Below are 19,688 nucleotides of genomic sequence, written 5' to 3'. Positions count from 1 at the left end.
GCTTTCCCTTTTGGGCGGAAAGCGCCCCGTTTCCAGTCTTCAAGCGTTGTTTCGAGAAGAGGTCCCGGTCTGACCGGCGAGATCGCGCTTAACCCATTGTCCGACCGCAAAGAAGCCCACTCATGAATCTTCGCAACATCGCCATCATCGCCCACGTCGACCACGGCAAGACGACCCTGGTCGACCGCCTCCTCCAGCAATCCGGCACCTATCGCGAGAACCAGAAGGTGACTGAGCGCGCCATGGACTCCAACGATCTGGAGCGCGAGCGCGGCATCACCATTCTGGCCAAGGCGGCCTCGGTGCAGTGGAAGGACACCCGCATCAACATCGTCGACACCCCAGGCCACGCCGATTTCGGCGGCGAGGTCGAGCGCATCCTCAACATGGTGGACGGCGCGCTGGTGCTGGTCGACGCCGCCGAGGGGCCGCTGCCGCAGACCAAATTCGTAGTCTCCAAGGCGCTCAAGGTCGGTTTGAAGCCGATCGTCGTGATCAACAAGGTTGACCGTCCCGACGCGCGGGCAACCGAAGTCATCAACGAGGTGTTCGACCTGTTCGCGGCGCTCGACGCCAGCGAGGAGCAGCTCGACTTCCCGATCCTCTACGGGTCGGCCAAGCAAGGCTGGATGGCCGAGAGCCCGGACGGGTCGCAGGAAGCCGGCATGCAGCCGCTGTTCGACCTAATCGTGCGCCATGTCGCGCCGCCGACCGTCGAGGAAGGCCCGTTCCGCATGATCGGCACCATTCTGGAAGCCAACCCCTATCTCGGCCGCATCATCACCGGCCGTATTTCCTCGGGCTCGATCAAGCCGAACCAGGCCGTGAAGGTGCTGGGCGCCGACGGCAAGATGATCGAGCAGGGCCGCATCACCAAGATCCTCGCCTTCCGCGGCATCGAGCGCACTCCTCTCGACGAAGCCGAGGCAGGCGACATCGTCGCCATCGCCGGCCTGACCAAGGGCACCGTCGCCGACACCTTCTGCGATCCGTCGGTCGACACCCCGCTGGTGGCGCAGCCGATCGACCCCCCGACCGTGTCGATGTCCTTCATCGTCAACAACTCGCCGCTCGCCGGCACCGAAGGCGACAAGGTCACCAGCCGCATGATCCGCGACCGCCTGCTGCGCGAGTCCGAGGGCAACGTTGCGCTGCGGGTCGTCGAAGCCTCCGACAAGGACGCGATGGAAGTTTCAGGCCGTGGCGAATTGCAGCTCGCGATCCTGATCGAGACCATGCGCCGCGAGGGCTTCGAGCTTTCGGTGTCGCGTCCGCGTGTCGTATTTCAGAAGGACGAGGCCACCGGCGCCACCCTCGAGCCGATCGAGGAAGTCGTCATCGACGTCGACGAGGAGCATTCCGGTGTCGTCGTGCAGAAGATGAGCGAGCGCAAGTCCGAGCTGATCGAGATGAAGCCGTCCGGCGGCAACCGTCTGCGGCTGGTGTTCTACGCGCCGACCCGCGGCCTGATCGGCTACCAGGGCGAGCTGCTCACCGATACCCGCGGCACCGCGATCATGAACCGTCTGTTCCACGGCTACGCGCCGTACAAGGGCGAGATCCAGGGCCGCCGCAACGGCGTGCTGATCTCCAACGACCAGGGCGAAGCGGTGGCTTACGCCATGTTCAAGCTGGAAGATCGCGGCCCGATGATGATCGAGCCGGGCTGGAAGGTCTACAAGGGCATGATCGTCGGCGAGCATACCCGCGACAACGACCTCGAGATCAACGTGCTCAAGGGCAAGCAGCTCACCAACATCCGAACCACGTCGAAGGACGAAGCGGTGCGCCTGACCCCGCCGATCCGCATGACGCTGGAAAAGGCGCTGGCCTATATCGAGGACGACGAGCTGGTGGAGATCACGCCGAAGTCGATCCGCCTGCGCAAGCGGCACCTCGACCCGAACGAGCGCAAGCGCGCGGAAAAATCCAAGGAAGCGGTGGCTTAAGGCCACTCGGACACACGACGAATGCGTCATGGCCGGGCTTGTCCCGGCCATCCACGTCTTCGATACTGGTGTCAATGACGTGGATGCCCGGGACAAGCCCGGGCATGACGATGAAATTGACCGCTATGTCCCTCCCCTCCGTCGACGTCGCGATCATCGGTGCGGGCGCCGCCGGCCTCGGCGCGGCGCATGCGCTGGCAGGCTCCGGCCTCTCCGTGATCGTGCTCGAGGCGCGTAACCGGCTCGGTGGCCGGGCCTGGACGGTGCAGGCCTCGCCCGAAGTCACCTTCGACGTCGGCTGCGGTTGGCTGCATTCGGCGGACAACAACTCCTTCGTCGCGATTGCAAAGCAGCTCGATTTCGAGGTCAACAAGGACCTCCCGCCCTGGCGCGAGCGCGCCTATGGCGACGCGTTTCCGAAAGCCGAGCGCGATGATTTCATGCACGCCATGGACGCCTTCTATCAGCGGCTGTGGGAGACCGCCCAGAAGGGCCAGGATGTCCCCGCGAGCTTCAGCCTGGAGCCCGGCAATCGCTGGAATCCCATGATCGACGCGATCTCGACCTACATTAACGGCTGCGAACTGAAGGACATGTCGACGCTGGACTGGGACGCCTACGAGGACAGCGACCTCAACTGGCGCGTCCGCCGCGGCTACGGCGCGCTGATCGCGGCCTATGGCGCGCCCTGCCTGGTGGCGCTGAACTGCAACGTCACGCTGATCGATCATTCCGGCCAGCGCATCCGCATCGAGACATCGCAGGGCACGCTGACCGCGGACAAGGTGATCGTCACCGTGCCGACCAATCTGATCGCCAATGAGGCGATCCGCTTCTCGCCACCTCTCCCCGCCAAGGTCGACGCCGCGGCCGGCCTGCCGCTCGGTGTCGATGACAAGGTGACGCTGGCGCTCGACGATGCCGAAGCCTTCCCGAAGGAAGGTAATTTGCGCGGCGCCACGATGCGCACTGACATGGGCACCTATCATATCCGCCCGTTCGGCCAGCCCTGCATCGAAGGCTTTTTCGGCGGCAGCTTTGCACGCGAACTGGAAGACGCGGGCGACGGCGCCATTGCCGCCCAAAGCATCGAGGAGATCGCAGGCTTCCTCGGCAACGACATCAGGCGAAAGCTGAAGCCGCTCTACGAGTCGCGCTGGGCCCACGACCCCTTCGCGAGAGGCTCCTACTCGCACGCCCTGCCCGGCCACGCCGGTGACCGCGCCGTGCTGGCGGCACCGACCGATGGGCGGCTGTTCTTTGCGGGAGAAGCGACGTCGCCGAACTTTTTCTCGACGGCGCATGGGGCGCGGGACTCAGGGGAGCGGGCGGCGAGGGAAGTGCTGGGCGTTCTGGGCAAACCGTAACCGCACGCTCGTCATTGCGAGCGCAGCGAAGCAATCCAGAATCCTTCCGCAGCGACACGGATCGCTTCGCTGCGCTCGCAATGACGAATTACTCGATCACCCGTGCTCGCAAATCGGCGTCAGGCACGAAGCACGCATCGTACTTGCCAAATATGCGGTAACGGTTGCGCGCAATGAGGCTATACACCGGGTCGCACAACGCTTTCGGGACGGCAAACAACGCACGCACCCAGCCCCAGCCGGGAAGCTGCGACAGCACCGTCAGCGCAGCGTCCGACTTCATGAACACCTCGCCGCCGTGAATGACGGCATTGGTGTCGGGATCAGCGGGATCGATGCCGAACGTGCGCGCGAGCCGGGCGCCATAGTCGGACTGGATCGGCGTGAAGCGAAACCTCTTCCCCGTGTCGCGCGCGGCGACGAAGCGGACCCAGCGCGAGCAAAAAATGCAGACGCCGTCGAACAGGATCACGTCGTCGTCAGGCCATTTTGGCATCAGCGATTGTCCAACATCAAAAGCGCAACAAGCATCAGCACGATCGCCGGCCCCGTCTTCACCAGTGCGCCGAGCGGCTCGATCCAAAGGTCCGGCGTCAGGATCGCGGCACCCAACATATAGCCCAGCGAAGCCAGGATGCCTGCAACGAGCCCGAGCGCAGCGGTGCGACGGAACGCGATCAACACGCCGATGCTCATATCCATCAGGCTGGTGGCGATGGTGATGGGATCGACGAGCGCCGAGGGAAAGTTGTGCGCACTCAGGACGCCAGCAGCGGCGCGATAGGACACGAACAGCGCGATGAAACCGGAGACGCACCAGAACGCGACAAGGCTCGCGAAGATCAGCGTCTTCACCAAAAACAGCCGCGCGAACCATTTGTCCTGGATCGTGGCGGGGTGGCGCCCGACCGTCTGAGCCAGTGATTTCGGCACGATGCCCGTGGCGGCGATCCACGCCGAGGGATCGCCGGTGACGCCGCGGCGCAGCTCGGCGATGGCCGTGGAGCGCATCGGCGGTATCCAGCCGAGATAGTTGGCGACATCGCCGCCTTTCGCGCCGAGATCGAGCACGAAGGACGGCATCGCGACGCGCGACCAGCCGGCCGTACCGAACGCGATACGGAACTGCTTGATGACGCCAGCCATTGTGATCGGTTCGACCTGCATCAGGTCCCAGTTCACGGCCTTCACCGATGCGTCGTCGATATCGCGCGCGGCAAGCCAGGCAATGGTGGCGGAAATATCCTCGACAGCAACGGGCTGGAACGGCGTCGCCATCTCCTTCTCCGGCAGGTCGAGCGGGGAGGCCGCAAGCGTGCGGAGCATCGCGCTGCCGCCATAGGCCGACGGCGCGACCACGAAACCGGGCCGCAGGATGGCGTGGGGAGTGCCGGAAGCCACGATCAAACGTTCGGCCTCACGCTTCGTCGTTGCGAACGCGGTTCGATCCTCGCCGGCGGTCCCGGGAATCGAGATGTGCACAAACCGGATCGCACGGCCGCTGCCGCCAATCGCCTGAAGCAATCGTATGACGAGATCGCGATGCACCGCGTTGGTATCGCTGCCGGGGCCGTCCTGGAGCACGCCGAGGCAGTTCACGACGACATCGACCGCGTGCTCACCAAGGAGGCGCGTCAGAGCCGCCGCATCGAGGGAGAGGATCGGCAGCTCGATGTCCAGCGCGCTCATCTTCTGCGCCACCGACAGGCTGCGCGCCACCCCGATCACGCGAAATCCATGCGCGCGAAGATCGTCGGTGACGTAGCGGCCGATCAGGCCGGAGGCGCCGAGCACGAGAATGGTTCGCTGGCTCATGACCTTCCCCAAAACGGTTTTGCGATCATCAGCCAGAGGATCAGCATCGTGGCCCCGAAGCCGGGGAAACCGAACGCGAACCAGCGGCGAAACAGGACGAAATAGCGCTCCGGAAGCGCGCCACGCTGCTCGGCGGCCTTCCGCGCGAGATCGCGCATCTCGATCTGCATGAAGATCACGGGGATCCAGAACAAGCCAGCAATTGCATAGAGCGCAAGGGAGGCGAGCAGCCAGCGCTCGGCGACCGACGTTGCCGAGAGCATCATCAGCAGGCCGCCCGTGACCGGCTGGAGGATCACGGCGGACAACGTGAAGATCGCGTCGGCGATCACGACTGCCGAAGCGGTGCGCGCGATGAACGCCACGTCGTTCGTGCGATGTGCCATCAGCATGAAGAAGGCAATGCCGGTTCCGGTGCCGAGGATGACGATAGCTCCGAGCACGTGCAGATATTTGATGAGGAAATACAGCGTCATGGCTTCTTGGTCACCACGGGCTTGGGCAGGCTCAACCCACGCGCAAGCTCGGCACTCGCGGCTTTGACGCCTGCCTCGGTTTCGATCATCCAGTGGCCCTCGCTACCGACGGCCGGCGTCGTGCGGAAGTCGACCTTGCCACCGCCGCCGCGAAACGCATCGACCAACGCAAGCGAAAATGCCGGTGCAAAGTAGCTGTCATTGGCGGCAACGAGCCATGTGATGGGGATGCGCGCGGCCTTGCCGAATTCAGCCGCCGCGGCGAGAAGCGTATGCGGCGCGCAGATCCGGTTCGGCTCGTCATTGGCATGGCCGCCGCGGCCCGGCGCAATGGCGATGATGGCGGAGATCGCCTTCGGATCGGCATTCGCGAGCGCCAGCGCGCCCCAACCGCCGGCGGAATGGCCGATCACGATCGCGGCGTCCTTGCGGATAAAATCCTGCTTTCGCACATAGTCCAGCGCGAGCGCGATTTCGTCGGCCGTTGCGCGGCCCGAGCGCACGTAGTCCGCCTCGTCGCAGCCACCCTGGTCCTCGACATAGCGGCCACCGGTCGCACCATGGCCGAGCCGTTCGGGCACCAGCACGGCGAAGCCGCGCGCGATGAGGAATGCCGTGAGTGCGCGATATTCCGGCTGTGGCGTTTGCGCGCGCCGCAAGCCATTTTGCGTCGAAGCATGCGCGATCACCACAAGCCGGAACGGGCCGGCACCCGGCGGGCGAAACAGCTGGGCATGAGCGGAGATGTCGGTATCCGGCGACGGCACGCGCCATTGCTGACGGCGAAACGGATCGCCCTCCGCTCCGGACGAACCAAACGTGACCTGAGCGCACACGGGCGGCGCGGTCAGCAAGGCCAACACAGCCAGGAGCACGAGAATGTTGGGGATCCGCATGAATTGCCGGAGGCGAGAACAGCGACAGTTAGACTAGTAGGAACGAATCAATATCGGCAGACTTTCTGCGTTGCCATTGCCGTTCATTCGTTGCCGCAAAGCAGTTTTGCACCGTCGCAGAGCACCCCGGTGCCATTCGAATCGGCGTCTTGTCTTTTTTCGGTACAACATGGTTCAAATACTGATGCAGAAAGTCCACACGTTAACCGATAATTAACGATAGGTCTTGCCGCCGGCGCGGCGACTTGGTTTGATCACGTCCATGAGCACAACCCTGATCGAGGTCCGGCCGGCCAAAGCCGCAGATGCAACTGCGGTGGCGTCCACCCATGACGAAGCCTGGCGCTCCGCCTATCAGGGCATCATTCCCGGCGCCGAACTGGAGAAGTTGATCAACCGCCGCGGTCCGCAATGGTGGGACAGCGCGATCCGCAAGGGCAGCCGCGTCAGCGTGCTGGTGTTCGGCGACAAGATCGCAGGCTACGCCAATTACGGCCGCAACCGCGCCCGCAGCCTGCATTTCGACGGTGAGGTCTACGAGCTCTATCTGCGTCCCGAATTCCAGGGCCTGGGCTTTGGTCGCCGCCTGTTCACCGCGGCCCGCCGCGACCTGATGCAGAGCGGCCTGAAGAGCATGGTGGTGTGGGCGCTCTCGGACAACGATCCGGCCACCGAGTTCTACCGCGCCTTGGGCGGCCGCATGGTGGCGCGGTCCTCGGAGCGTTTCGGGCCGAAGTCGCTCGACAAGGTTGCCTTCGCTTGGACCAATTGAGCTGCTGAAGTCCCGCCGGCAGCGTTTTCCTTCCGTCGATACCGCTGCCTTGAGCCGGTGATCGCCGGATTCATTATTTCACAAAAACGCGATGGATCAGCGGGCCAAGCCCGCGTATGACAGCGCCAAAATCGCTGCCGGGTGCGATTTAACCTCGGCAACAACGGAGCCTTGAATGCGTATCGATGCGGTCTCGATCGGGAAAAACGTCCCTCACGACGTCAACGTCATCATCGAAGTCCCCGTGGGCGGCGAACCGATCAAGTACGAGATGGACAAGGAAGCCGGCACGCTGGTGGTTGACCGCTTCCTCTACACGCCGATGCGTTACCCCGGGAACTACGGCTTCATTCCGCACACGCTGTCCGACGACGGCGATCCCTGCGACGTCCTCATCATCAACACCCGCGCCATCATTCCCGGCGCGGTCATGAGCGTGCGCCCGGTCGGCGTGCTGTTCATGGAAGACGAAGCCGGCGGCGACGAGAAGATTCTTGCGGTGCCGTCGTCGAAGCTGACGCAGCGCTATGACAAGGTGAAGTCGTATTCCGACCTGCCGGACATCACGCTCCAGCAGATCCAGCACTTCTTCGAGCACTACAAGGATCTCGAACCCGGCAAGTGGGTGAAGATCCTGCGCTGGGGCGGCCCCGAAGATGCGCACAAGCTGATCCTCGAAGGCATCGATCGCGAGAAAAAGAAGAAGGCCTGAGCTCTGCTCCCTCGCTCCGCTTGCGGGGCGAGGTGAACTACACCGCCGGCTTCGGCAGCCCTGCAATCGCGCAGGCCGCGCGCAACGTGTTCACGAGCAGGCAGGCGACTGTCATCTGACCGACGCCGCCCGGTACCGGCGTGATGGCGCCAGCCACGGCGAGCGCTTCCTGATAGGCAACATCGCCGACGAGACGCGTCTTGCCGTCGTCCCTCGGAATCCGGTTGATGCCGACGTCGATCACGGTCGCCCCCGGCTTCAGCCAGTCGCCGCGCACCATCTCGCACTTTCCGACGGCGGCATAGACGAGGTCTGCGCGCCTCACGAGCCCGGGCAGGTCACGCGAGCGCGAATGCGCGATGGTCACCGTGGCGTTCTCGTTCAGCAACAGCTGCACCAGCGGTCGGCCGACGAGGTTGGAGCGGCCGATGACGATGGCGTTCATGCCTTCAAGCGAAGCATGCACGCTCTTGGTCAAAATGATGCAGCCGAGCGGCGTGCAGGGCGACAGCGCCTCGAAACCGCCGGCGAGGCGGCCGGCATTGTTCGGATGCAGCCCGTCGACATCCTTGGCGGGGTCGATGGCATTGACGACCGCCTCGGTATTGAGGCCCTTGGGCAGCGGTAGTTGCACCAGAATACCGTGCACGGCGGGATCGCGGTTGAGTTTTGCGACCAGCGCCAGGAGATCTGCTTGCGAGACGTCGGCCGGCAGCTTGTGCTCGAACGAGGCCATGCCAGCGGCCTGGGTCTGGGTGTGTTTCGACCGGACATAGACCTCGCTCGCCGGGTCGCTTCCGACCAGGACCACCGCAAGGCCCGGAACCAGATTGTGCTCGCGCTTGACGCGTGCGACCTCGTCGGCGACGCGGGCGCGAAGTTCTGCGGCGATGACTTTTCCGTCGATGATCTTGGCGGTCATGTCAGTTCCCTCAGTCTGTCGATTTGGCTGATGCGAGCTGGCGCAGGGCTTCGCCGAGCCGCGCCGGATCGCCGTCGACCGCGATCTGCTTCAGCCGCGAGGTCGCTCCCGACAGGAGTTTGACGCTGGCCTTGGGCACGCCCAACGATTTCGCCAGCAGCACCAGAACGGCCTTGTTGGCCTCGCCGCCATCTGCGATAGCGCGCACCCGCACCTTGAGCACGCTGCGGCCATCGGAGAGCTGCTCGATCCCGTCGATGTCGTCGCGGACGCCGCGCGGCGTCACCCGCAGCGCGATGCTGATACCTGCGGCCCCGTAACGCCAAGGTTCCTTGATGACAAGGTTCTTTGGCAACCCAGGGCGCTCCAGCTTGCTTAGATCACGTTCGGGTAGATGTAATACAGGATCACCCGCTCGATGAACATGATGAGCAGGATCAGGATGATCGGCGAGATGTCGAGGCCGCCGAGGCTGGGCAGGAAATTGCGAATCGGAGCCAGGACCGGCTCGGTGATTCGGTACAGGAACTCCGCCACCGCCGAAACGAACTGGTTGCGGGTGTTCACGACGTTGAAGGCGATCAGCCAGGACAGGATCGCGGACGCGATCAGCAGCCAGACGTAGAGGTCGAGCACGATGATGACGATGTCGAGAACGGCACGCATGGCTTTTGAAGACTCTGACTTTTGAAAATTCTGGCTGCGGTCGGGATTGACGCCTGCTGCTAGATATCGGTTCCCCCCGGTCCAAACAAGGGAAGTCGGTGCCGGGATGGCTAAAACCGGGTTACACCCGTCCTTGACTTGACCTTGGCGGGGACTTAAATGGCGCCCGGTTGTCGGCCGCATTGACCAGAGCGGCCTACAAAAGGGGCCATAGCTCAGCTGGGAGAGCGCGTCGTTCGCAATGACGAGGTCGGCGGTTCGATCCCGCCTGGCTCCACCACGCTTCGCCCTTCGGGCTACGCGTGGCGCAGCCGCGCGGAGCTCGAGGGGCGAAGCGTAGTGTCCGGCGTAGCCCGCAGGGCGAAGACGGACTGCCCCTTAAGCTTCCCTACTTCCCCGTAAACCTTGGCGGCCGCTTCTCCATGAAGCTCGCGACTCCCTCCCGGAAATCGCTGCCGTTCAGCGCCACCATCATGTCCCGATTGGCTTCGATCGTCGCCTCCGCCAGCGTCTGGAACGGCACCTCGTAGAGCTGCCGCTTGATCACGGCCATCGCGCTCGGCGAGACGAAATCGGCGAGGTCGCGCGCATAGGCATAGGTCTCCTCGCGCAGCTTCTCGGGCGAGCAGAGCCGATTCACCAGCCCCATCCGCAGCGCCTCGTCACTCGAAACGCGGCGCGCCGAGAGCAACAGATCCATCGCGTTGGCGTGGCCGACGATTCGCGGCAGCATCCAGCTGATGCCGTGCTCGGCGATCAGACCACGCCGGGCGAAGGCGGTGGTGAACACGGTGTTGTCGGCGGCAAAGCGCAGGTCGCAATAGAGCGCGTGGACGAGGCCGATGCCGGCGGTCGCTCCATTGAGCATGGCGATGACAGGCTTTCCGATCGACGGGTAGAAGCCATAGCGCGTCTGCCAGTCCGGCCGCCGGTTCATGTCGAAGGGCGGCAGGTTCGACGCACGCCTGACATCATCGGGGTCGAGCCCCTTCAATGCGTCCATGTCGGCACCGGCGCAGAAGGCGCGGCCCGCGCCGGTGATCACGATGACGCGGACATTGTCATCGGCGCTCGATGCTTCCATCGCATGGCGCACGTCGCGCTCCATGATCGGCGTCCACGCATTCATGCGATCGGGACGGTTGAGCGTGATGGTCGCGACCTTGTCGCTGACCTCATAGAGAATGTGTTCGTAAGCCATGGTGCTCTCCCTTTGTCTGCCGGCGCAGTTTCGCGCGCGCTCGTTGACATGAGCCTAGCATATCAAGGGATGAGACAAGGGCTTGTGCCAACGGCCTGGGAGGGCGCGATCACTCGGCGGCTTGCGCCAGCAACGGCCGACGCGCCAGCCAGCCGTCGATGAATTGATCAAGCCAGGCGCGTTCCGCGGCATCGTAGACGGCACGGTCCGCGAAATGATGATGCCGCTGCCGCGCGCCGGGCGCGCTGAGACCGTCATAGCCGCGCGTGGTCCAGCAATGCATCATGGCGTAGGTCACGTCAGGATGAAACTGCACGCCGAAAGCGTTGCCGGTGCGGAACGCCTGCACCGGAAAATCATCGCCTTCGGCAAGCAGTTCAGCGCCAACCGGCAGCTCGAAGCCTTCGCGATGCCAGTGATAGACCCGTGCCGGCCAATTCGGGCAGAGCCCGTGTCCCGCGGGTGTCGGGCGGATCGGGTAGTAGCCGATCTGGGTCAGCGCATCGGCATGCGGCGCGACGCGGGCCCCTAACTGCTTCGCGAGCATCTGCGCGCCGAGGCAGATGCCGAGGAACGGCCGCTGTTCGCGGAGCGGAATTTCGATCCAGTCGATCTCGCGGCGGATGTAGTCGTCGGGATCATTGGCGCTCATGGGACCGCCGAAGACCACAGCGCCGGCATGCTGGTCGAGGGTCTCAGGCAGCGGATCGCCGAGGCGGGGACGGCGGATGTCGAGGCGGTGGCCAAGGGCGCGCAGCGCATTGCCGACGCGGCCGGGCGTCGAGGATTCCTGATGCAGGATGATCAGAACCGGCAACCGGGTTTCGAAGGCGGCGACATCAGGCGTCCTTCTGGGGAAGGGCACCACATCTGCGCCACCAAATCTGTCCGTCCGGAACGACATGGTCTCTGCGACTGCTATCGGTTCTGACCGCCAGCATAACTAAGCGATCGTTAATTTCGTGTGAGTTTGCGCACACACACACTCCCGATAGAAAGCAAGCTCCGGGCCACGACCGACCGAGAGCTCCCTCTAGCGTCTTTGTCTCTGAAACCGGCTGGTGGCGGACAGGATGAAGCCGCGCGGGAAGAAGCGCAGCGCGAATGGCACAATCTTGATGCCCAGACCGGGGAGCACGGCCCGCTTGTTGGCCATCAGGCCGCGATAGGCCTGTCGTGCGACCTCAGCGGCAGGAACATTGAGAAGGGCCGTATCATGTCCGGACCCAACGCCGGCGCGCGCCTGGAATTCGGTGGGCACCGGGCCCGGGCAAAGTACGGTGACGCGAACGCCGTGCGGTGCAAGCTCCGCCCGCAAGGCCTCGGTGAAGGAAATGACATAGGCCTTGGACGCGTAATAGACCGCCATGCCGGGGCCGGGCAGATAGCCGGCGACCGATCCGACGTTGAGAAGGCCACCCTTGTTCCTGATCAGCTGATCGGCAAAGCGCAGCGACAGATCCGTCAGAGCCCGGACATTGACATCCACTATGCCGACCTGCTCGACGCGGTCGCGCTCAATTGCGTCGCCGAACACGCCGAAGCCGGCATTGTTGACGAGATGATCGAGCTCGACGCCTTCGGCAGCGAGTGCGGCGGCGATCTTCTCGCCGGCATCCGCATCCTCAAGATCGCAGGCGATCACGATCGGCTTTTTGCCACCCTTGGCAGCGAGCTCGTTTGCGAGCGCCTCGAGCCGGTCCGCGCGTCGCGCCGTCAGCGCAAGACGGTGTCCGTTCGCGGCGAACACACGCGCTAGCTCCGTGCCGATGCCCGCCGAGGCACCGGTGATCAACGTTACCCGCTCAGTCACGATCAAGATCTCTTGAATTGAAGTTTTTTTGGCGCCGCAATGCTGGAACGAGAGCATAGGCCGTGCGCGACAGGCAAGCGGCGTCCACCGCATAGCCACCTGAGCGGGAAACGGGGGAAGCAGGAAAACCCCGTTTTTACAGGGGAAAACCGGAACCCGGGCAGCCCCGAGGCTACATTAAAGTTTCGTCATGTGGTTCGCACAACCGCCAATTGGCGGTATTGGCAATGATCACCCACCGACCGCGCTGTTCTTGACCTGACCACCGGCACGATCTGCGACCGCGTGCTTCAGGTCGATCCGGTCGCGTTGCGAAATCCCGAGCAGGTCGGAGGCACGCCAGACCACATTATCCTCGAACTCGGTAACCTGGCCATCGGCATAGACCAGCTCCCACATCATCTGGACGACCCGCTTGCGGCCCTCTTCGTCGAGCGAGCGCATCATGATGCTGGTGAAGTGATAGAGGTCGACCGCCTCGCCCTCGACCTCCGTCGCATCCGCGATCAGACGATCCGCGGTGCCGCGATCGAGCCCAAAGTGGCTTTCGATCAGGCTGTGCAATTTGCGCTGCTCGGCAGCCGTCGGCTGGCCGTCCAGCGAGATCACGTGAACCAGCAGCGCGGTCGCCGCCAGCCGGTAATCACCGTCACCGAAAGCGCGGTCCTGGGCATGGGGAGCAACAATGTCGGCGATGAATTGGCGCAGGCCGTCGAGCATAAGGTCCTACCGAAATCGATGAAGCCGCGGAGCGCGACCGCTACCAGCATTATATGAGTAGGAAATTCAACCGGCGCAACGTGCGTCAGTTCCGCGCGTCGCATTACGTTTCGGCAATCTGAGTCTGTGATTTTGGAGTAGGGCAAGGCAAGTGCGCACATGTGGTCCCGGCGAAGGCCGGGACCCATAACCACAGGCTGCGGTTTGGCGAAGGCTTTGGCAACGACCATCCAGCCTGTTTCGGAAATCACGCGGTATGGTCCCGGCCTTCGCCGGGACGACACCAGTCACGGTATCTCGTACACCACCATCTTGTCGGCGATGCCGCGCAGTGCGGCCTGCTTCTGGATCGGCCTGATTTCGCGCTGCTTGAGGACTTCGGCAACCGCCGGCGCATCCAGCACCGGGCCGGTGATGTGAATCTCCTGCGCGGTCGAGAGGCTCTGCACGCGGGCGGCGATGTTGACGGTCTGGCCGAAATAATCCTGCCGCTCGTTCAGCATCACCGCGAGGCACGGACCTTCGTGGATGCCGATCTTGACGATGAGATCGGCAGTACCGCGCTTTTTGTTGAGCTCGTCCATCGCCGCGCGCATCCGCAAACCCGCTGCGATCGCATGCTCGGGACGGACGAAGGTCGCCATCACGGCGTCGCCGATGGTCTTCACCACCGCGCCTTTCTCGGAGGAGATGATCTCGAGCAGCGCATGGAAATGCGCGCGCACGAGGTCGAAGGCGGCAAGATCGCCGACGCGCTCATAGAGCGCGGTCGATCCCTTCAGATCGGTGAACAGGAAGGTCAGCGAGGTGATCTGGAGCCGCTGGTCGAGACTGAGATTGTCCGCCTTGAACACATCACGAAACGTCTGGTTCGACAGCATCCGCTTGGCGGTCAGGAACGGCTTGCGCTTGCCGATGAGGTGATGGAGCGCCTCGGCCGCGATGAACACCGACGGCAGCACGCGTACGCCGGCCTGGTTCTCCAGCGACAGCCGCAGCGGGCCCGGCCGCATGGTCGTGGTTCCCGTCGGCGCCTGCACCCTGTTGTACATGATGGCGAGCTGCTGACGGTCCTTGGTGGGCTCGCCCTGCACGTCGATGAAATGCGCCGCGTGCGTCACCGGTTCGAAGATGATGATGAAATCGTTCGGCAGTTGCAGCGACATGGTCGCCTTCTCGCCGGCCGGGAGCTCCATCGTGTCCAGCGTCACCTCGTTGGCGAGCGTCGCAAACGATTCCTTGTTGAAGTCGACGCCGGAACTCCAGAACACCTGCTTGAAGTACTCCCACACCGGAAGCGTATCGGGATCATGCGCCGCAATGCGCCGGACACGTGAATTGACGGTGAAGGAGACTTCGACCTGATCATCGACGGAGGCCTTGTAGCCGCAGGCGCACAGCGCACAATGATAATCGTCTGGCTTGAGCGCCTTCAGGGTCGAGTGCGCACCCAACACGCCGCCGCAGCCCGGGCACAGCACATTCCAGCCCAGATCGAACAGGCCGAGCCGCGCCGAATGCAGGAATGCCGAGATCGCGTGCTCTTCATCGAAACCGTGCTGCTTCGCGAAATCGAGGACATTGACGCGGTTGAGCTCGTGATCTTCGCCGTCCTCGATGAGGCGCGCGATCGCATCGACCACTTTCGAATCGGCGGTCTGCTTCAGAACGGAAAACTGGGCCTGGATATCGCTCATGGCGCAACTCTATCTGGAGTGGATCACGCCGTCGGCCAGGCGAACGCCTGTCACCGACGCGTGATGCGGAACAGCGGCGAACGGTCCGGCTGGGTCGTGACGACACCGAGCGGAATGACAGGGCCGGTATCGGCAAGCTCGACACGGAACGCACCGATCAGCCGGGCCAGCGCCAGCACGGATTCGGCTTGCGCGAAGGGGGCGCCGACGCAGACGCGCGGACCAGCGCCAAAGGGCAGATACGCGAATCGATCGGGCGCTTCCGTGGACATGAAGCGTTTTGGAATGAACGCGTTCGGCTGATCCCACAGCTTCTCGTGCCGGTGCAGCAGCCACGGTGCGATCATGATGATGTCGCCCTTGCCGATGGCGACGCCGGCCGCGTTGTCCTTCTCGCGCGCGGCCCGGGCGATCAGGAAGGCCGGCGGATAAAGCCGCATGGTCTCCTCGATCACGGCGCGGGTGAACTTCTGCCGATCGATGTCGGCCATGCTGTCGAGGTGCTCGCCGCGGGTCTCGGAGGCGATCTCCTCCTGCGTATCGGGATCGAGCGCGAGCAGATAGAGCGCCCAGAACAGCGCGGTCGCCGTGGTCTCGTGACCCGCGAGGATCATAGTCGCGACTTCGTCGACCAGCTGTTCGTCCGAAAAGCCCTTGCCGGTTTCAGGGTCACGCGCCTCGTCCATGAGATCGAAAAGATCGCGCGGCGGCGCGCCGTCTTTCTTGCCCATCTCACGCCGCTCGGCGATCAGCATCGCGACGAATTCGGTCCAGCGCTTGCGGAAACGGGCGCGGGCAAAATCCATCGGACTCGGCCAGGACAGCGGCAGCACCATGTCGAGCAAGTACGGCCGTCCGAGTCGGGCTCCATACTCCATGACGAAGTTGCGCAAGGTCGGACCATGCCGGTCCATGCCGAACGAGAACATGGTGCGGCCGGCGATCTCCAGCGTCATGCGCTGCATGATCTCGCGCAGATCGACCGGCTCGCTCGTTCGCCCGTCGAGCTTTGCGATGGTCTCGTCGAGCACCGCCGTCATGTGCGGAACGAGATTTGCTGTCGCACGCGGCGTGAACGCCGGCGCGAGGGTGCGGCGCTGAAACGTCCACGAATGGCCCTCCGCAATCAGAAGACCGTCGCCGAGCACGGGACGAAGCATGCGGATGCCCGCCGGAGTACGCGAATAATTCTCGTAATTGCTGAGCAGGACATGCCGGATCGCATCCGGCCGGTTCAGGATGAAGCTGTTGCGGAAGAAGAAGCGGCCCTCAATGACGTCTTCCTCATAGGCGCGCTGCCCCCAGGTCGCGATCATATTCCGCTTGATCACGGCAAGCCGGCCGAGGAACGACATGTCGTCGGGCGCTCGCGGCGGCGTCGGAGGGACGATGGGCCGACGCACGCTGGCGATGTTCATGGCTCTCTCCCGGAGGGGTGGCGCAGGCAGTTAGCTAGTAAGTCAGCTCGGCAATCGCAATCCTGTTCTCGGAGGCAGGCCAGGCGCGTGCCACAATTCGTTCTTCGTTGAATTCGGCCACGATGTTACGCCCGACCTCGCCGGCCGGAAGGCGCAGTGTTGCTGTCGAATCCGTGGGCACACCCGATTTGACGTCCGCCGGCTCCTTGCCGTCGAGCAGCACCACGTCCCGCGGCAGGCCGAAATAGCCGCGCGGACGCGACATGATCACGACGGCCCCGGCGTCCTTGTCCGCGGGACCGAGCGGGCGCGCGGCGCGCAGGTGAACGACGTCGGACGAGCGCGGGAAGGGCGAGCGGTAGATGTGCGTCGTCGGCGCATCCGGCGCTGCGAGGGCGAATTCGAGCGACCAGGAAGGTTCGACCTGCGCCGGTCCCCAGCGGCCGTCGGCGCCGGTCTTCGCGCTGTGCACGGCGCTGCCCTTGCGCTCACCGGTTTCAGGATCAACCCGAAAGATATCGACGGTTGTACCGGCCACCGGCCGATTGGTCGGCGCACCGCCCGGTGTGCCCGTCACGAGGCCGCTCAGCCTGACGCTCTGCTCCGGCACAATCGAGATTCGCGCGGGCTCGCGGCCGGCAATGAACTTATAGATCTCGCGGAAGGCTCGGGGGTGAAACGCCACCTCGCGATGATCGAGTGCGCCCAGCACGAGGTTGGTGGCCCCCTTCAACTCCGGACCTTCGACGCTGACGCCGGTCGGCGTGCCGGGCTTGCCGATGAAGCGGCCATCGGCCTGCGCGTATTTGTCCATGCCGTCGCTGCGCAAGGTCAGGAAGGCAACACCCGGCGTCACCTCACTCTCGCCCTCGTTCAGGCCGAGCAGGAACGCGCCGCGGCCGTTGAACTCGCTGTTGGGCTGGTCGTCAGTCGCGAACACGCCGTGATTGGGCGTGCCGCACAGCACGGCGTGGCTGACATCGCCGGCGCCGCCGTTCTTGATGACGTTGCGGATGGCATAGCCGCCGCGCGAGCTGCCGACCAGCGCCACGCGGGCGGCGCCGGTGCTGCGCTTCAATTCGGCTATGGCGGCGGCGAGCTCGCGGCGCTGGTCCTCGGTCGAGGAGCGGCCCGCCTGCTCGACCTTGTCGTCACTTCGCGCATTGGGATCGTTGAAATTGATCGCATGCATGCGATCGCGCGCAATGCCGTTGGATTCCATCCGCCACAAGGTCGTCATCCAGAGCGCGTCGTAGTCGCCATTGCCGTGGACGAACAGGATTGGCGGCACCTCGCTCGGCGCAGTGGGTGCGGATTGAGCCAATGCGCCCGTGCGCAAGCTCGCAATTGCGAAGGGCAAGCTGCCGGCACCTTGCAAGATCATCCGTCGTGACAGCTTCATCTGTTCCTCCCCGGCAAAAGCATCTCTGTGCACCGCTTATACCGGCCTAACCACTGGACAGCGAAGGACTTTCGCGGGCATCACTGAACTTGCCGAAATCGCCCAAAGACCACGCCGACGCCACTTCTGCCAGCCCATTTGGAAGGGGATATGACCGAGCAGACGAACCGTCAGAAAATTGACGCCGACGGCATCATGGCTCCGCTACGGTACACCGTGTTCCGGCGCATCTGGCTCGCCAGCCTGCTCTCCAATCTCGGCCTGCTGATCCAGGGCGTGGGCGCCGCCTGGGCGATGACGCAGATGGCGGCCTCGGCGGACAAGGTGGCGCTGGTACAGACCGCCCTGATGCTGCCGATCATGCTGATCTCGATGCCGGCGGGCGCCATCGCCGACATGTATGACCGCCGTATCGTCACCCTGATCGCGCTCATGATCGCGCTGACTGGCGCGACCGCACTCACGGTCCTGGCCTGGCTCAACTTCATTTCCCCGGAAACGCTGCTCGCCTTCTGCTTCGTCGTCGGCAGCGGCAACGCACTGTTCGGTCCGGCCTGGCAGTCCTCGGTCAGCGAGCAGGTGCCGCCCGATGCACTGCCGTCAGCCGTCGCGCTGAACGGCATCAGCTACAACATCGCCCGCAGCTTCGGCCCTGCGGTCGGCGGTGTCATCGTCGCCGCACTCGGTGCTGTCGCGGCGTTCGCGTGTAACGCGATCCTCTATTTGCCGCTGTTGGTGGTGCTGCTGCTCTGGCGGCGCAACACCGAACCCTCGCGCCTGCCGCGGGAGAAGCTCAACCGCGCCATGGTATCGGGCTTCCGCTACATCACCAATTCGCCGCCGATCAAGATCGTGCTGTTGCGCACGCTGGTGATGGGCCTGATTGGCGGTGCCATCATGGCGTTGATGCCGCTGGTCGCACGTGATCTGCTGCATGGCGGCGCGCAAACCTACGGCATCATGCTCGGCGCCTTCGGAATGGGCGCTGTGATCGGCGCGCTCAACATCCACGAATTGCGCAAGCGCATGAGCGGCGAAGCCGCGATCCGCGCCTGCACCATCTCGATGGCGTTTGCGATGGCCGCTCTCGCCGTGAGCACCGAGCCGGTGCTGACCGCGGCTGCGCTGGTGCTCGCCGGCGCGGTCTGGATGGCCGCCATCGCGCTGTTCAATATCGGCGTGCAGCTCTCGGCGCCGCGCTGGGTCGCCGGCCGCTCGCTCGCGGCGTTTCAGGCTTCGATTTCCGGCGGCATCGCGATCGGCGCCTGGGGTTGGGGCCATCTCACCGACTATGCCGGCGTCGAGGTAGCGCTGCTGACGGCCGCCGGCCTGATGCTGATCTCGCCGGTGCTCGGGATCTGGCTCACGATGCCGCGCGTCGGCGCCCGCAACGAAGACGCCGATCTGCTGGCCGATCCGGAAGTCAAACTGTCGCTCACGGCGCGCAGCGGGCCGCTGGTGGTCGAGATCGAATACCGCGTCGCCCAAGAGAACGCCCGCGCCTTTCACAACGTGATGCAGAACGTGCAGCTCTCTCGCCAGCGCAACGGCGCCTATGGCTGGTCGATCGCGCGCGACATCGCCGATCCCGAATTGTGGACCGAGCGCTATCATTGCCCGACCTGGCTCGACTATCTGCGCCAGCGCAACCGCTCGACCCAGTCCGAACGCGCGCTGCATCAGGAGGCGATCGATTTCCACATCGGCCCGGATCCGGTGCGGATCCGCCGCATGCTCGAGCGTCCGTTCGGCTCAGTGCGCTGGAAAGAGGAGACGCCGGACCAGGCAGCAAGTGAGGTGCTGCCCGTGGTCGCCACTGCGGCGGGAAGCAGCACTTAGGTTTTGCGAGTCCGTAGCGACGT

General features: G+C 64.2%; 19 protein-coding genes and 1 tRNA gene. 6 read left to right on the top strand and 14 right to left on the bottom strand.

Annotation, left to right across the window (positions count from 1 at the left end):
• Window positions 1-122: 122 nt before the first annotated feature.
• Both typA and ACFQX9_RS04960 read left to right on the top strand, forming a co-directional pair.
• Complete coding sequence (typA, locus tag ACFQX9_RS04965) at window positions 123-1,949, top strand: translational GTPase TypA (RefSeq protein WP_085348520.1); 1,827 nt, start codon at window positions 123-125, stop codon at window positions 1,947-1,949.
• A 125-nt stretch (window positions 1,950-2,074) separates the two neighbouring features.
• Entirely contained in the window at window positions 2,075-3,316 is a 1,242-nt protein-coding gene (locus ACFQX9_RS04960) for a flavin monoamine oxidase family protein (RefSeq protein ID WP_377786895.1), read from the top strand.
• 88 nt (window positions 3,317-3,404) lie between these two features.
• Here the strand turns inward: ACFQX9_RS04960 and ACFQX9_RS04955 are convergent, their stop codons facing one another.
• Genes ACFQX9_RS04955 through ACFQX9_RS04940 form a run of 4 tightly spaced genes read right to left on the bottom strand, consistent with a single transcriptional unit; the run spans window position 3,405 to window position 6,503 of the window.
• Window positions 3,405-3,812 (bottom strand): thiol-disulfide oxidoreductase DCC family protein, encoded by a 408-nt coding sequence (locus ACFQX9_RS04955; RefSeq protein ID WP_377786857.1) that lies wholly within the window; start codon window positions 3,810-3,812, stop codon window positions 3,405-3,407.
• The gene (locus ACFQX9_RS04950) at window positions 3,812-5,131 is read right to left on the bottom strand and encodes an SDR family oxidoreductase (protein ID WP_085348522.1); all 1,320 of its coding nucleotides are present in this window, start codon (window positions 5,129-5,131) and stop codon (window positions 3,812-3,814) included. Before ACFQX9_RS04950 ends, ACFQX9_RS04955 begins: the two co-directional genes overlap by 1 nt.
• The gene (locus tag ACFQX9_RS04945; protein WP_085348523.1) at window positions 5,128-5,607 is read right to left on the bottom strand and encodes a DUF2269 domain-containing protein; all 480 of its coding nucleotides are present in this window, start codon (window positions 5,605-5,607) and stop codon (window positions 5,128-5,130) included. Before ACFQX9_RS04945 ends, ACFQX9_RS04950 begins: the two co-directional genes overlap by 4 nt.
• Window positions 5,604-6,503, bottom strand: coding sequence for a dienelactone hydrolase family protein (locus tag ACFQX9_RS04940; protein WP_377786853.1), 900 nt, complete (start codon window positions 6,501-6,503; stop codon window positions 5,604-5,606). Before ACFQX9_RS04940 ends, ACFQX9_RS04945 begins: the two co-directional genes overlap by 4 nt.
• A gap of 262 nt (window positions 6,504-6,765) precedes the next feature.
• Here ACFQX9_RS04940 and ACFQX9_RS04935 point away from each other — a divergent pair, with 262 nt between their 5' ends.
• A complete protein-coding gene (locus ACFQX9_RS04935; RefSeq protein WP_007598725.1) occupies window positions 6,766-7,275 on the top strand; it encodes a GNAT family N-acetyltransferase in 510 nt (169 codons plus the stop codon).
• Between the two features lie 175 nt (window positions 7,276-7,450).
• Complete coding sequence (gene ppa / locus ACFQX9_RS04930; RefSeq protein WP_007604168.1) at window positions 7,451-7,987, top strand: inorganic diphosphatase; 537 nt, start codon at window positions 7,451-7,453, stop codon at window positions 7,985-7,987.
• Between the two features lie 37 nt (window positions 7,988-8,024).
• Here ppa and folD read toward each other — a convergent pair whose 3' ends face one another.
• From folD to ACFQX9_RS04915, 3 genes are read right to left on the bottom strand one after another with little or no spacing between them, the layout of a single operon-like run.
• Window positions 8,025-8,909 carry a bifunctional methylenetetrahydrofolate dehydrogenase/methenyltetrahydrofolate cyclohydrolase FolD gene (gene folD, locus ACFQX9_RS04925; RefSeq protein WP_018459745.1) on the bottom strand — a complete coding sequence of 295 codons (885 nt, stop codon included), beginning with the start codon at window positions 8,907-8,909 and terminating at the stop codon, window positions 8,025-8,027.
• Between the two features lie 10 nt (window positions 8,910-8,919).
• On the bottom strand, window positions 8,920-9,264 hold the full coding sequence (locus tag ACFQX9_RS04920) for a DUF167 domain-containing protein (protein WP_018459744.1): 345 nt from the start codon (window positions 9,262-9,264) through the stop codon (window positions 8,920-8,922).
• Between the two features lie 20 nt (window positions 9,265-9,284).
• Entirely contained in the window at window positions 9,285-9,575 is a 291-nt protein-coding gene (locus ACFQX9_RS04915; protein WP_007598721.1) for a YggT family protein, read from the bottom strand.
• 204 nt (window positions 9,576-9,779) lie between these two features.
• Between ACFQX9_RS04915 and ACFQX9_RS04910 the strand changes: the two genes are divergently transcribed.
• Window positions 9,780-9,855, top strand: a tRNA-Ala gene (locus ACFQX9_RS04910).
• A 108-nt stretch (window positions 9,856-9,963) separates the two neighbouring features.
• Here the strand turns inward: ACFQX9_RS04910 and ACFQX9_RS04905 are convergent.
• The 7 genes from ACFQX9_RS04905 to ACFQX9_RS04875 all read right to left on the bottom strand — a co-directional run bounded on the left by ACFQX9_RS04905 (window position 9,964) and on the right by ACFQX9_RS04875 (window position 17,826).
• Window positions 9,964-10,776 (bottom strand): enoyl-CoA hydratase, encoded by an 813-nt coding sequence (locus ACFQX9_RS04905; RefSeq protein WP_085359633.1) that lies wholly within the window; start codon window positions 10,774-10,776, stop codon window positions 9,964-9,966.
• A gap of 109 nt (window positions 10,777-10,885) precedes the next feature.
• On the bottom strand, window positions 10,886-11,680 hold the full coding sequence (locus ACFQX9_RS04900; RefSeq protein WP_026233871.1) for a glutamine amidotransferase: 795 nt from the start codon (window positions 11,678-11,680) through the stop codon (window positions 10,886-10,888).
• A gap of 129 nt (window positions 11,681-11,809) precedes the next feature.
• Window positions 11,810-12,589: an SDR family oxidoreductase gene (locus tag ACFQX9_RS04895; protein WP_026233870.1), complete on the bottom strand. Its 780-nt coding sequence runs from the start codon at window positions 12,587-12,589 to the stop codon at window positions 11,810-11,812.
• Between the two features lie 231 nt (window positions 12,590-12,820).
• A complete protein-coding gene (locus ACFQX9_RS04890) occupies window positions 12,821-13,309 on the bottom strand; it encodes a TerB family tellurite resistance protein (RefSeq protein WP_377786845.1) in 489 nt (162 codons plus the stop codon).
• Between the two features lie 287 nt (window positions 13,310-13,596).
• Complete coding sequence (locus tag ACFQX9_RS04885; RefSeq protein ID WP_377786843.1) at window positions 13,597-15,006, bottom strand: adenylate/guanylate cyclase domain-containing protein; 1,410 nt, start codon at window positions 15,004-15,006, stop codon at window positions 13,597-13,599.
• A 50-nt stretch (window positions 15,007-15,056) separates the two neighbouring features.
• Window positions 15,057-16,424, bottom strand: coding sequence for a cytochrome P450 (locus tag ACFQX9_RS04880; protein WP_085348528.1), 1,368 nt, complete (start codon window positions 16,422-16,424; stop codon window positions 15,057-15,059).
• A 34-nt stretch (window positions 16,425-16,458) separates the two neighbouring features.
• Window positions 16,459-17,826 carry a hydrolase gene (locus tag ACFQX9_RS04875; protein WP_377786840.1) on the bottom strand — a complete coding sequence of 456 codons (1,368 nt, stop codon included), beginning with the start codon at window positions 17,824-17,826 and terminating at the stop codon, window positions 16,459-16,461.
• A gap of 150 nt (window positions 17,827-17,976) precedes the next feature.
• Between ACFQX9_RS04875 and ACFQX9_RS04870 the strand changes: the two genes are divergently transcribed.
• Entirely contained in the window at window positions 17,977-19,665 is a 1,689-nt protein-coding gene (locus tag ACFQX9_RS04870) for an MFS transporter (protein ID WP_377786838.1), read from the top strand.
• The last annotated feature ends 23 nt before the right edge of the window (window positions 19,666-19,688 follow it).

The sequence above is a fragment of the Bradyrhizobium sp. GCM10028915 genome (genome assembly GCF_042666195.1).
In the GTDB taxonomy this organism is placed as follows: Bacteria; Pseudomonadota; Alphaproteobacteria; order Rhizobiales; family Xanthobacteraceae; genus Bradyrhizobium; species Bradyrhizobium canariense_D.
Note: the sequence above shows the minus strand (reverse complement) of the source record. Positions and strands in the feature narration are given on the sequence as shown.

Bases quoted from the DNA above. Each gene is read 5' to 3' on its own strand.
- ACFQX9_RS04935 (WP_007598725.1), top strand. From the start codon at position 6,766: ATGAGCACAACCCTGATCGAGGTCCGGCCGGCCAAAGCCGCAGATGCA.
- ACFQX9_RS04915 (WP_007598721.1), bottom strand. From the start codon at position 9,575: ATGCGTGCCGTTCTCGACATCGTCATCATCGTGCTCGACCTCTACGTC.
- ACFQX9_RS04885 (WP_377786843.1), bottom strand. From the start codon at position 15,006: ATGAGCGATATCCAGGCCCAGTTTTCCGTTCTGAAGCAGACCGCCGAT.
- ACFQX9_RS04880 (WP_085348528.1), bottom strand. From the start codon at position 16,424: ATGAACATCGCCAGCGTGCGTCGGCCCATCGTCCCTCCGACGCCGCCG.
- ACFQX9_RS04870 (WP_377786838.1), top strand. From the start codon at position 17,977: ATGACCGAGCAGACGAACCGTCAGAAAATTGACGCCGACGGCATCATG.
- typA (WP_085348520.1), top strand. From the start codon at position 123: ATGAATCTTCGCAACATCGCCATCATCGCCCACGTCGACCACGGCAAG.
- ACFQX9_RS04940 (WP_377786853.1), bottom strand. From the start codon at position 6,503: ATGCGGATCCCCAACATTCTCGTGCTCCTGGCTGTGTTGGCCTTGCTG.
- ACFQX9_RS04890 (WP_377786845.1), bottom strand. From the start codon at position 13,309: ATGCTCGACGGCCTGCGCCAATTCATCGCCGACATTGTTGCTCCCCAT.
- ACFQX9_RS04955 (WP_377786857.1), bottom strand. From the start codon at position 3,812: ATGCCAAAATGGCCTGACGACGACGTGATCCTGTTCGACGGCGTCTGC.
- ACFQX9_RS04905 (WP_085359633.1), bottom strand. From the start codon at position 10,776: ATGGCTTACGAACACATTCTCTATGAGGTCAGCGACAAGGTCGCGACC.
- ACFQX9_RS04875 (WP_377786840.1), bottom strand. From the start codon at position 17,826: ATGAAGCTGTCACGACGGATGATCTTGCAAGGTGCCGGCAGCTTGCCC.
- ACFQX9_RS04960 (WP_377786895.1), top strand. From the start codon at position 2,075: ATGTCCCTCCCCTCCGTCGACGTCGCGATCATCGGTGCGGGCGCCGCC.
- ACFQX9_RS04900 (WP_026233871.1), bottom strand. From the start codon at position 11,680: ATGTCGTTCCGGACGGACAGATTTGGTGGCGCAGATGTGGTGCCCTTC.
- ACFQX9_RS04950 (WP_085348522.1), bottom strand. From the start codon at position 5,131: ATGAGCCAGCGAACCATTCTCGTGCTCGGCGCCTCCGGCCTGATCGGC.
- ppa (WP_007604168.1), top strand. From the start codon at position 7,451: ATGCGTATCGATGCGGTCTCGATCGGGAAAAACGTCCCTCACGACGTC.
- folD (WP_018459745.1), bottom strand. From the start codon at position 8,909: ATGACCGCCAAGATCATCGACGGAAAAGTCATCGCCGCAGAACTTCGC.
- ACFQX9_RS04945 (WP_085348523.1), bottom strand. From the start codon at position 5,607: ATGACGCTGTATTTCCTCATCAAATATCTGCACGTGCTCGGAGCTATC.